Source organism: Roseibium aggregatum (assembly GCF_014692675.1).
Classification (GTDB): Bacteria; Pseudomonadota; Alphaproteobacteria; order Rhizobiales; family Stappiaceae; genus Roseibium; species Roseibium aggregatum_C.
Genome location: NZ_JABFCZ010000018.1, coordinates 131894 through 142513, shown reverse-complemented (window position 1 = coordinate 142513; position 10620 = coordinate 131894). Strand labels below are relative to the sequence as shown.

Sequence of the window (10620 nt, the reverse complement as noted above, 5' to 3'; positions counted from 1 at the left end):
AAGGACGGTTCTTGGCCATGGGGATTACGGTCCCGGCCATCCGATCCCCGGAGGTCGGCCAACCTCCGGGGATCAGCCAAATCTTCATCGATTTGACCCAAACACAACATGCAAGGGGGAGATGTCACCGAAGGTGACAGAGGGGGGTAACGATATGAACGTCACCCTCTGGCGCTGCGATATGTCTTGAGGCCCAACACCCCCCTCTGTCCGCTATCACGGACATCTCCCCCTCAAGGGGGGAGAGGGAAGCAAGCGGCTAGGCTGTCATCAATTCAGGGCGCCTCAGGGCGCCCTTTTTGTTTGATCGCTGGCCGGACGCTCAGGACAGGACGAAGTCGCCCGACGCGTAGCCCTGCAGATAAAGAAGGGCGGTCAGGTCGCCGTGATCGACGCGCATGTCGGCGGCCGCACCGACGGCGGGCTTGGCGCGATAGGCAACGCCGATGCCGGCGCGCTGGATCATCGCCAGGTCGTTCGCCCCGTCGCCGACGGCCAGCGTTTCGGAAAAGGCGAGGTTCTTTTCCGCCACCAGTTCTTCCAGGCGCCGGCGTTTGGCATCCTTGCCGAGAATCGGCTCCTGAACGGTGCCCGCCAGGGTGCCGTCTTCCTCGATCAGCACATTGGCCTGGTTTTCGTCAAAGCCGATCATGGCGGCTACCGCGCTTGTGAAGTGGGTGAAGCCGCCGGAGACGAGAGCGCAGTAGGCGCCGTTGGCTTTCATGGTCTGTACCAGCGTCCGTCCGCCGGGCATGAGCTGGATGCGCGTATTGAGGACGGTCTCGATCGCGGAAATCGCGAGCCCCCGCAGCAGCGCCACCCGCTCGCGCAGGGCCGGTTCGAATTCGATCTCGCCGCGCATGGCCCGTTCGGTGATGGCGGCGATGTGCTCCTTGAGCCCGAGCTCGGCCGCAAGTTCGTCAATGCACTCTTGGCGGATCATGGTGGAATCCATGTCGGCGATCAGCAGACGCTTGCGCCGGCCGTCAATGGGCTGCACAAAGACGTCGACCGGCGCACCGGCCAATGTTTCGCGGATTGCGGCCTCGGCCTGTTTTCCGTCGGCTGCGTCGAACACGACCTCGCCGGCGACGCCCGGATTGAGCACGACCGGAGTTGACGAGGTGCCGAGCACCCTTGCGACACGCGCGAGAGTGTCGTCGTCGACGGCAGGCCTGATCGGATTGGAAACGAGAGTGGCAACAAAGGACATGAGTGCGACCTTGGACGGCAGGCAGGACCGGAGGCAATCCGGATACGATGCTGTCCTGATAGCCGGACCGACGGCCAGCGGCAAGTCGGCATTGGCACTCGCGCTCGCGGAAGCCCTGGATGGCGTGATCGTGAACGCGGATTCCATGCAGCTTTACCGGGAGCTCTCGATCGTGACGGCCCGTCCGCCGGCGGAAGACCTGGCGCGGGCGCCGCATCGGCTGTACGGGGTTCTGCCGGCTGCGGACGCCTTTTCGACCGGGGACTGGCTCCGTCTGGTGGAGCGCGAGCTCAAGGAGATCAGGGCTAGTGGCAAGCTGCCGGTCTTCGTCGGCGGGACCGGTCTTTATTTCAAGGCGCTCACGGAAGGTTTCGCGGAGCTTCCCGATATCGATCCGCAAGTGCGAACCCGGTGCCGGAGCCTTGCGGACGAAGGCGGTATCGACGCCGTCCGCCAGGCCTTGCAGGAAAAGGATCCCAAGGCGGCGGCTGATCTCAAGGATCTTCAGCGGCTGACCCGTGCTTTGGAGGTTGTTCTGTCCACCGGCAGGACGCTGGCCGACTGGCAGAGAGAAGCGCATGGGGAATCGCTACTTTTCCCCGACGGATGCCTGCGGCTTGTTCTGGCCCCACCGCGCGCCTGGCTGCATGAGCGGATCGCCCGGCGGGCGAAGCTGATGCTGGAGAGCGGCGGCCTCGACGAGGTCAGGGCCCTTCTGCAGCTTGACCTGCCGAAAAGCCTGCCGGCGATGCGCGCCATCGGCGTGAAGGAGATCGCGGCACTGCTTGCCGGTGAGATCGACGGGCAAGAAGCCGAACGGCTGTTGACCGTCGCCACGCGTCGATACGCAAAACGTCAGGAGACATGGTTCCGCAACCAGATGGCGGACTGGGAGCGTCTGGACCCGTCCGCCGAGCGGGCGGAAGAGATGGCGCAGCGGATCGCGGAAAGGTTTGTCCGGTGATGCGGCCGGTGCCTGCCGAGGCGGCAGAGATCGCCCGCCGGCTCGGCGCGAGCCTTTCAGCCGGTGAAGGGGAGACCGAACGGCTTCCCTCCGGCCCCGGAACTTATGGTCTCCTGCTGCGGCTTGCGGAGCCGGTCGCCCTTGATCTTGCGCGACTGGGACATCCGGTTTTGGCGCCCGGGCTCTATCTTTACTGCGGCAGCGCCAAAGGTCCGGGAGGGGTGCGGGCACGGCTCGGGCGCCACCTGCGCCGGGACAAGGCCGTGCGCTGGCATGTCGACTACCTGAGCGGCGTGGCGGTGGAAGCCGCCGGGTTCATGGTGCCGGAGGCGACCGAGTGCGGCCTGCGGACAAAAGCGTCCGACGTGTTGAATGCGACGGTGCCGGTGCCGGGGTTCGGATCCTCGGACTGCCGGACGTGTCCCGCGCATCTCCTGCTGTTGGCGCCTTGACCGGGTATCGGCGCCGGTTGCAGCAATGGTTGTGTCCGGAACGGCCGGAACGGAGATTGAACCATGGTCTTCAGGACAAAGCTGATTCTATTTATGCCGGCTAAGGTGTTGATCCCAAGTATTAACCTGAAATTTTCTAACAATTAACGCGGCGGCAAGTTTGCAGATTGTGCGGTGCACTGTGGAAAGACTCTGCATAAGTTTACGTATAAAATGCAGATATCGTATTTTGATCCGGATATAGAATTTTTTGCCTTTGTAACGGCACATTTTCCGAGTACCTAAAACAAGGTTGTCGAATGAGGGGCCGACTACTTCTCGACGATAATGACGTGCGCAGGGAGGCCACAGTGCAGGAGGTTGTTCTGAAGTGCGGGGCCGTCCGTCTCGTGCCGTTTTCCCGTTCCGATTTGAATCTCGTGCAGGATCTACACCGCGATGCCGGTGTCGACCGCTATTCCTCGCCCGGTCCGGCCGCCAGGACGGCCGAAGATGCGGAAAGGTTCCTGATCGAGGCGGAGGAAAGCCGGGACAGTCACGGCTTCAGCCGTTGGAAAATATTATCCGCGGAAGGCAAGTTCCTCGGATGGGCCGGCTTTTCGGCCTTCGAGGAAACGTCCGAAATCGAAATGAGCTATTGCTTCACCGAGGCGGCGCTCAAAAAGGATCCGGGACTGTCGGCGCGGATGTGCCGGACGCTGGCCGACTGGTTTTTCGACAATACCTATTTCTCCCATCTGGTCGCGATGGTCCGCACCGACAACAAGGCGGCGCGGGAGATCCTGCTGGCAACGGGGTTCGCCTACCGGGAAAGCCGGCGGATTGCAGGTTATCCCTGCGATATCTTCCAGATGCTGAGCCCGGCCATGCAGACCTATGTGATGAGCGCCTGAACGCCCGCGCATGAATTCCATTTCGACACGTTATTTCACGTCACGCCGGCTGGGGGCCGGCGTGGCCGCATTTCTCGCGCTCGTGCTGCTGGCGCTCGTGCTGACGGCATGGCGTGCGCCCCAGCTTTTAGTGCTTGCGGGAGAGGGCTTTCCCGGCCCGACATGGCCTGCGCCCGGAAACTACGCGACCGTCCAGGGGACCACGCTTCCTGAAGGCCAGGCGCCGGCTCAATTGCCCGGCGTCCCGGTGCAGACGCGCTTTGAGGAAAGCGGAGGTCGGGCGTTGCTCATGGAACGCGGCGGCGTTCTCCAGACCGAGATCTATCGTGATGGTGTTATCCGCGACACCCGTCTCAACTCCTATTCCCTGGTCAAAAGCCTGGTCGGCGCGCTGGTTCTGCGGGCCGTCGCCGACGGACGTATCAAAAGCCTCGACGCGCCGCTCAGGCAGATACTCGGCGCGGACGCGCCGGATGTGACGGTCGGTGAAGTGCTCACCATGTCGAGCGGTCTCGTGATGGTCCCCGAGCCGCCAAAGACCGAGGATACATCCGCCGACGATCATTCGTTTTCGCCGTTTGGACCGCTGGCGCGGATCCACGCCTACGGGATCGAGAAGATGATGCCCGAATTGCGGGTCGACCGGAATATGGAGGGCCATTTCCATTATCAGAGCGCCAATACAGCGCTTCTTGGCGTGGCGCTCGAGCGGGTTTATAATCAATCGCTGCCGGACCTTCTGTCCTCGCTGATCTGGAAGCCTGCCGGCGCGGCGGATGCCCATTGGCGGCGTTATCCCGCAGGCCGAGGCGTCTCGGCCTATTGCTGCCTTTACGCAAGGCCCTTGGACTGGATTCGGGTGGGACGCTTTCTTCTCGACAACGGCACCTTGGGAAAGCCGTTTCTTCCGCAGGCGCTGTGGCGCGACTTTCTGATGCCCAATCTCGATGCGCAGGCCAGGCGCCAAGGTGCCTATGGCGATCAGGTTCGCCACGATGTGCTTGATCGTCCGGGCGAACAGGCCCAGGGCCCCTTCGCCTATTTCATGGGGCTGGACGGCCAGATGGTCTATCTGTTGCCCAAGCAGGACGCCGTCGTCGTGCGTTTCGGAGAACGGGTGCAACTTCTCCACTCCACCCTCTACGAACTCTTTCCCAAGGGCTGAGCCCGACCAGGAAGACCTATGTGATGCGCACCGAATTCCCGGCTTCGTCGATCCATCCCAGTGGATCGGACCGCAGCGGATGGGCAGGACATCTCCAGCTTGCAGAAATGCCTTCGATTGCGAACGGCAGCGGCAGGCGTTGAAGATCGCCCCAGGCGGTCGTCTCGAATGTGGGGTCTCGACGGATGAGATCTGAGCGGACGAAGTCGGAGGGTTTCGGTTCATCGCGCCAATGGTCGAGCAGGAGATGCGCCTGCCTTGCCAATGAAAGGCGGGCCGAAGAAACCATGCCTTCGGACGAGGCTCTGAGCAGGGCGTGAATTGCGGCTGCGGCCATCAGGTATCCGGTCGAATGGTCCAGCACCTGGTAGGGCAGGCCTTTGGGTTGTCCGTCCGGGCCGGGAGCCGCCAGGCCTGTGCTCCGTTGCACCAGGCTGTCGAAACCCCTCCGGGTGCGCCAGGGGCCGGTCCAGCCATAGGCGTTCAGGGAGACGGTGATCAGGTCGGGATTTGCGGCTTGCAGCGCCTCGGGACCGAGGCCCAGGCGTTCCAGCGCATCCGCCCTGTAGCCCGACACCATCAGATGGGCCTCGCCCGCCAGTTTCAGGAAGGCGCTGCGACCGTCTTCGGTCTTGAGATCGAGCGTGCTGCAGGTCTTGCCCACGGTCATCTCGACCGCATTTCCCTCCTCGTTCCAGCTTTCCGGATCGATGCGCAGGACCGACGCGCCGAAAGCGGCGAGGAACCGGGTGCACACGGGACCTGCGAGAACACGGGTCAGGTCGAGCACACGCAGGCCGGCAAGGGGGCGTGCAGCATTTGTCGGGCGCCATGGGGTCTTCCGCGCAGACCTTTCCGTCCAGGCGACGACCGGTTCTTCGGCAACCGCCTGTCCCTGCGGATGGGTTCTCCAGCGTGCGGTGTCATACCGGACCGCGGCGCAGCCGCCGGCGTCAACGATTTCGGTTTCCAGATCTTCTCCGGCCCAGTCCGAAATCCGCTCGGCCGCTTCCTCGCCCGTTTTCGGATTTCCGAGGACGGAGTGGGCGGCAGTGCGGTGATGCGGAGCGTTGGTGTGCAGCCTGATCCAGCCGTCGCGGGTGGCGTAATCTCGGGCGAAATCATCCCATTGGGACGGTAACTTCCAGCCGATAGGGGTGACACTGGTCTTGCACCATTGGTCGACCAGATTGCGGTCGACCGCCGCTGTGCCTCCTGTTCCGGAGAGGGCGCGAACCGCAGCGGCCGCCGAAGACACAGCCGCCAATGCCAGTTCGGAGACGGGCCGGTTTTCGCAAAGGGAGAGATCGCCCGTGATGGTCACGTCCTGCGGATGTCCGCACAGGTCATGGCCGTTTGCCAGAGCGTTTGCGATTGCTTGCCACATGATTTGCGGGCCTCCTGGTCCGGACCAAGGTACGGGGCGGGCGGCTCCGGTCAATCTTGATCGTGACAATCAACCTGACAATTCCACACGCAAACAAAAACGGGAAGCCGTGGGCTCCCCGTCCTGTGATCTGAAACTGCTGAGCGCGGATCAGCTTGCCTTCAGCGCGCCCGGGTTGCTGCCCTGCTGGCGCAGGGCCAGCTTGTTGAGGGCCGAGACATAGGCGCGGGCGGAGGCGACCAGGGTGTCGGTGTCCGCGCCCTTGCCGGTTGCGATCCGGCCGCCGGATTCCAGGCGAACGGAGACTTCCGCCTGGGCGTCGGTCCCTTCCGTCACCGCATGCACCTGGTAGAGCTGCAGGGTGGCGTCGTGGGGGATGATCGCCTTGATGGCGTTGAATGTCGCGTCGACCGGTCCGTCGCCCGTGCATTCGCGGGTCTCGTGATGGCCGTTGACGTCCATGGTCAGGATCGCCTTCTGCGGGCCGCCGGTGCCGGCGATCACGGTCAGGGCGATGACGCGGGTGTTCTCGCTGGCGATGGAGATCTCGTCCTCGACCAGGGCTTCGATGTCCTCGTCGTAGACGTGCTTCTTGCGGTCGGCCAGATCCTTGAACCGACGGAAGGCGTCCTGCAGGGCGTTGTCGCCCAGTTCGTAGCCCAGTTCGCGCAGCTTGTCCTTGAAGGCATGGCGGCCGGAATGCTTGCCCATCACCAGCGACGTAGCCTTCACGCCGACGTCCTCGGGCCGCATGATTTCGTAGGTTTCGGCGTTCTTCAGCATGCCGTCCTGGTGGATGCCGCTTTCATGGGCGAAGGCGTTCTTGCCGACGATCGCCTTGTTGTACTGGACCGCGAAGCCGGAGGCGCCGGAGACCAGCTTGGACGCGCGGGTCAGGTACTGCGGGTCGACGCCGCAGGTGTAGGGCAGCACATCGCCGCGGGTGCGGATCGCCATGACCACTTCTTCCAGCGCCGCGTTGCCGGCGCGCTCGCCCAGGCCGTTAATGGTGCATTCGATCTGGCGCGCGCCGCCGGCCACACCGGCCAGCGAGTTGGCGACCGCCAATCCCAGGTCGTCGTGACAGTGGACGGAGAAGATCGCCTTGTCCGCATCCGGCACCCGGTTGCGGATGTCGACGAACATCTGCTTGTACTCGTCCGGGGTTGCGTAGCCGACCGTGTCCGGCAGGTTGATGGTGGTTGCGCCGCACTTGATGGCGGCTTCCACGCAGCGGCACAGGTAGTCGATCGGCGTGCGGGTCGCGTCCATTGCGGACCATTCCACGTCATCGATCAGGTTGCGCGAGCGGGTCACCGTGTCGGTGATGATGTCGAGGACTTCATCCTCGGTCTTGTTCATCTGGAACTGCAGATGGATCGGCGAGGTGGAAACGAAGGTGTGGATCCGGCCTTTCTCGGCGTGCTTCACGGCGTCGCCGCAGCGGTCGATATCGGCGTGGATGGCGCGGGCAAGGCCTGCGATCACCGAGTTCCTGGAGCGCTTGGCGATCTCGCTGACGGCCTCGAAGTCGCCGTTGGAGGCGATCGGAAAGCCGGCCTCGATGATGTCGACGCCCATGTCGTCGAGGATCTCGGCGATCTGCAGCTTTTCTTCCAGCGTCATGGAGGCGCCGGGCGACTGTTCGCCGTCGCGCAAGGTGGTGTCGAAGATGCGGACCTGATCTTTTTCGGCGGTCATCAATTTATTCCTTCCCGGGGATCGGCGGCCTTTCAGAGCGGTTTTCGGATAGTGCTCCGGCGCGCGATCAGTCTGTCTTTAACTGGTGAATGCGCTTTGTCTCCCCTAAGTGCCCGTCCGCAGGATACGGATCAGCCGACGCTCAGGGGCAGCTAAGCAGAAGGAGGTCGCCAAGTAGAATAAGGCCGCCGCGCGGGGGAAGCGCGTCGTTGAAAGAACCGGTCATGTGGCGCGTTGCGCTCATCGGTGTTTCAGGGCCTTTGTTCAGGTCACTTACGATCTTTGGCGTTCAAGCGTGCCGCAGAAACGTGACCGGGACGTTAATCTTTGTTCAGGTTTCTAGGGGATCGGAAAATAATTGGCAAGAGGGAATGGGCCGCCCATAGGCAGGAGTTTCACGGGCGGAAAGTTTTTCCTGCGCCAATTCGAGCCAAAGCGATAGACTTGCTTCTGCCGTTGGTCCCGTTGTGAAAGGTCCGGAAGATGAGAGTTCTGGCTGTCCTGATCCTGTTCTTGCTGGCCGCCCCGGCCGCCTTCGCCGAGGTCGGCGCGACCTGTGGCGGGATCGCCGGGGTAACCTGCGGTGACGGCGAGTTCTGCAAGTTCACGCCGGAGGCGACCTGCGGTGCCGGCGATCAGAGCGGCGTCTGCGCAAAGAAGCCAGATTTCTGCACCTTGCAATATGACCCGGTCTGCGGCTGCGACGGCAAGACCTACAGCAATGCCTGCCATGCCCACACCGCCGGCCAGAACGTGGCGCACAAGGGTTTCTGTCCCGGAACCGAGATCGTACCTCCCGTAAAATGAGTGGCTGACCTCCCTTCCAGCCGGGTGAAATTCTCTCAGGCGCAATCGCTCTTGCATCTGATAATAGTTCTATATATAGAACTAAATATGACCCGACTTTCAAAAACCGATCTGGACCGCGCCGCGGACATTCTTCCCCGCCTGGGGGCCGCCTTCTTCAAGGAGAGGGCGTTCATGCCGCCCGAGTTCCGCGCGGCGATTTCCGAGGGGACCTTCGCGCCCCGGCACATCCACGCCCTCAACATGATCGCGCTTGCCGGACGGATGACCGTGGGCGAACTGGCGCAAAGGCTTGCCATCGGTGTTCCGGCGGCAAGCCAGATCGCGGGCGAGCTGCAGGACAGCGGCTGGCTGGCCAGGGAGCGGGATGAAAAGGACCGACGGCGCACATGGCTGTCGATCGCTCCTGACAGGCGCGCTGCCGTCGAGGGCTATTGCCAGAGGCGGGTCGAACCGCTGCTCAAGGTCCTGCAATCCATGTCCGCGGAGACGCGCACAGCCTTTCTCGACGGGCTGGAAGCCTTCGCAAGTGAAATCGAAACCCAAATCCGGGAAGGATGAGATCTTGGCAATGGATATCAAGCGCAAACTCGGCGCGAGCGGTATTGAAGTCTCGCCTCTCGGTCTCGGCTGCATGGGGCTCAGCGGCTCCTATGGCGCAATCGAACCCGAGGATGCGCGCGGGGTCATTCGCACTGCCCTGGAGGCGGGCATCGATTTCCTCGACACGGCGGATTTTTACGGCCGTGGCGGTAACGAGGAGCTGATCGGCGATGTGCTCGCGGCTTCAAGCAATCCGGCGGTCGTGGCGACCAAGACCGGCGTTGGTATCGGGCCGGACCGCAAGCCGGTTCTGAAGGGGCATCCGGACCAGTTGAAGGCCGCCTGCGAGGGCTCGCTAAGCCGCCTCAGGCTGGAGGCCATCGATCTCTTCATCCTGGCCCGCGTGGATCCTTCCGTTCCGATCGAGGACAGTGTCGGCGCCATGGCCGATCTTGTCGCCGCCGGCAAGGTCCGGGCGATCGGCCTATCGGAAGCCTCGGCCGCAACGATCCGGCGCGCCCATGCCGTTCATCCGCTGGCGGCGGTCGAAACGGAATATTCGCTGATGGAGCGGGGCGTGGAGACGAACATCCTGCCGGTGCTGCGGGAGCTGGGCATTTCCCTGATCGCCTACAGCCCCTTCGGCCGCGGTCTGCTGGCAGGCGGGCTCAGCACCGACATGTCGTTCGAGGCAGGAGATTTCCGCCAGTACAATCCGCGCTTTTCGGACGCCAACCGGGCGGCGAACCTTGAGCGGATCTTGCAGATGGATGACCTCGCCCGGGTCCATGACGCAACCCGCGCCCAGGTGGCGCTCGCCTGGCTGCTGGCGAAGGGCGACGACATTCTCCCGATCTTCGGCACCCGGTCACCTGAGCGGATCACCTCCAACCTGGAAGCGCTTTCAATACAGCTTTCAGAGGACGATATCGAAACCCTCGACAGGCAATTCCCCGCCGGCTGGGCAAACGGCGACAGGTATCCGCCGGCGATGATGGCGCTGATCGACGGGGAGCCGGCGTAGGCCGTCTGCCTCGAGCTAACCTCTGGGCGCATTGCCCGCGCATTTCGGGTCGGCTTCGCTCTGGACCGTGCTACCATCCCGCCATGACGACCATCGCGAAAAGTCTGCTATCCGGAATGTTCTTCCTTTGCATCGGTGTGACGGCACAGGCCGAGAGCGGCTCGTGTTATTCGGCGAAGCAGATGGAAGATGCGTTCACCGGCGAAATGGTGCGCGACCTGATTGAAAAGGGGCACGCCTTCCGTCTTGGCAATGGCGACATCTACGCGGTTTTCGAAAACCTGCCGGGCGCCGCCATTTGCGATCTTAGAGATACCGATCTGTCCGACCTGGATCTTTCGCAGGTTGACCTCGATCCGGCAGAGCTGCACGAGGCGGTGTTATGCAACACCGTTCTGCCGGGCGGAGAGATTAGTCGCCGGGATTGCCGGTAGGGGTAATCAGCTTCTTTCCGGCAACCGCGGAAAAATT

11 protein-coding genes are annotated in these 10620 nt (G+C 63.0%); 8 read left to right on the top strand and 3 right to left on the bottom strand.

Annotated features, from left to right (window positions below):
* Positions 1-322: 322 nt before the first annotated feature.
* Complete coding sequence (gene serB, locus HK439_RS16875; RefSeq protein WP_190292703.1) at positions 323-1213, bottom strand: phosphoserine phosphatase SerB; 891 nt, start codon at positions 1211-1213, stop codon at positions 323-325.
* On the opposite strand from serB, the gene miaA reads away from it, so the two are divergent.
* The 4 genes from miaA to HK439_RS16855 all read left to right on the top strand — a co-directional run bounded on the left by miaA (position 1212) and on the right by HK439_RS16855 (position 4687).
* A complete protein-coding gene (miaA, locus tag HK439_RS16870; protein WP_190292702.1) occupies positions 1212-2177 on the top strand; it encodes a tRNA (adenosine(37)-N6)-dimethylallyltransferase MiaA in 966 nt (321 codons plus the stop codon). The genes serB and miaA overlap by 2 nt on opposite strands.
* Complete coding sequence (locus HK439_RS16865; RefSeq protein WP_190292701.1) at positions 2177-2629, top strand: GIY-YIG nuclease family protein; 453 nt, start codon at positions 2177-2179, stop codon at positions 2627-2629. The genes miaA and HK439_RS16865 overlap by 1 nt, the downstream gene beginning before the upstream one ends.
* A 350-nt stretch (positions 2630-2979) precedes the next feature.
* A complete protein-coding gene (locus HK439_RS16860) occupies positions 2980-3522 on the top strand; it encodes a GNAT family N-acetyltransferase (protein ID WP_190292700.1) in 543 nt (180 codons plus the stop codon).
* A 10-nt stretch (positions 3523-3532) separates the two neighbouring features.
* Positions 3533-4687 (top strand): serine hydrolase domain-containing protein, encoded by a 1155-nt coding sequence (locus HK439_RS16855; protein WP_190292699.1) that lies wholly within the window; start codon positions 3533-3535, stop codon positions 4685-4687.
* Positions 4688-4703: 16 nt separating this feature from the next.
* Here the strand turns inward: HK439_RS16855 and HK439_RS16850 are convergent, their stop codons facing one another.
* Both HK439_RS16850 and HK439_RS16845 read right to left on the bottom strand, forming a co-directional pair.
* On the bottom strand, positions 4704-6074 hold the full coding sequence (locus HK439_RS16850; RefSeq protein WP_190292698.1) for a CoA transferase: 1371 nt from the start codon (positions 6072-6074) through the stop codon (positions 4704-4706).
* A 150-nt stretch (positions 6075-6224) separates the two neighbouring features.
* Positions 6225-7775: a 2-isopropylmalate synthase gene (locus HK439_RS16845; protein ID WP_190292697.1), complete on the bottom strand. Its 1551-nt coding sequence runs from the start codon at positions 7773-7775 to the stop codon at positions 6225-6227.
* 483 nt (positions 7776-8258) lie between these two features.
* Between HK439_RS16845 and HK439_RS16840 the strand changes: the two genes are divergently transcribed.
* The 4 genes from HK439_RS16840 to HK439_RS16825 all read left to right on the top strand — a co-directional run bounded on the left by HK439_RS16840 (position 8259) and on the right by HK439_RS16825 (position 10583).
* A complete protein-coding gene (locus HK439_RS16840) occupies positions 8259-8582 on the top strand; it encodes a Kazal-type serine protease inhibitor family protein (RefSeq protein WP_190292696.1) in 324 nt (107 codons plus the stop codon).
* 87 nt (positions 8583-8669) lie between these two features.
* Positions 8670-9143 (top strand): MarR family transcriptional regulator, encoded by a 474-nt coding sequence (locus HK439_RS16835; RefSeq protein WP_190292695.1) that lies wholly within the window; start codon positions 8670-8672, stop codon positions 9141-9143.
* A gap of 10 nt (positions 9144-9153) precedes the next feature.
* Positions 9154-10149, top strand: coding sequence for an aldo/keto reductase (locus tag HK439_RS16830; RefSeq protein ID WP_190292711.1), 996 nt, complete (start codon positions 9154-9156; stop codon positions 10147-10149).
* Between the two features lie 83 nt (positions 10150-10232).
* Positions 10233-10583 carry a pentapeptide repeat-containing protein gene (locus HK439_RS16825; protein WP_190292694.1) on the top strand — a complete coding sequence of 117 codons (351 nt, stop codon included), beginning with the start codon at positions 10233-10235 and terminating at the stop codon, positions 10581-10583.
* Positions 10584-10620 lie beyond the last annotated feature (37 nt).

Excerpts from the sequence above, each read along its gene's own strand:
- HK439_RS16830 (WP_190292711.1), top strand. The coding sequence starts at position 9,154 with ATGGATATCAAGCGCAAACTCGGCGCGAGCGGTATTGAAGTCTCGCCT.
- HK439_RS16835 (WP_190292695.1), top strand. The coding sequence starts at position 8,670 with ATGACCCGACTTTCAAAAACCGATCTGGACCGCGCCGCGGACATTCTT.
- HK439_RS16865 (WP_190292701.1), top strand. The coding sequence starts at position 2,177 with ATGCGGCCGGTGCCTGCCGAGGCGGCAGAGATCGCCCGCCGGCTCGGC.
- serB (WP_190292703.1), bottom strand. The coding sequence starts at position 1,213 with ATGTCCTTTGTTGCCACTCTCGTTTCCAATCCGATCAGGCCTGCCGTC.
- HK439_RS16855 (WP_190292699.1), top strand. The coding sequence starts at position 3,533 with ATGAATTCCATTTCGACACGTTATTTCACGTCACGCCGGCTGGGGGCC.
- HK439_RS16825 (WP_190292694.1), top strand. The coding sequence starts at position 10,233 with ATGACGACCATCGCGAAAAGTCTGCTATCCGGAATGTTCTTCCTTTGC.
- HK439_RS16850 (WP_190292698.1), bottom strand. The coding sequence starts at position 6,074 with ATGTGGCAAGCAATCGCAAACGCTCTGGCAAACGGCCATGACCTGTGC.
- HK439_RS16845 (WP_190292697.1), bottom strand. The coding sequence starts at position 7,775 with ATGACCGCCGAAAAAGATCAGGTCCGCATCTTCGACACCACCTTGCGC.
- HK439_RS16840 (WP_190292696.1), top strand. The coding sequence starts at position 8,259 with ATGAGAGTTCTGGCTGTCCTGATCCTGTTCTTGCTGGCCGCCCCGGCC.
- miaA (WP_190292702.1), top strand. The coding sequence starts at position 1,212 with ATGAGTGCGACCTTGGACGGCAGGCAGGACCGGAGGCAATCCGGATAC.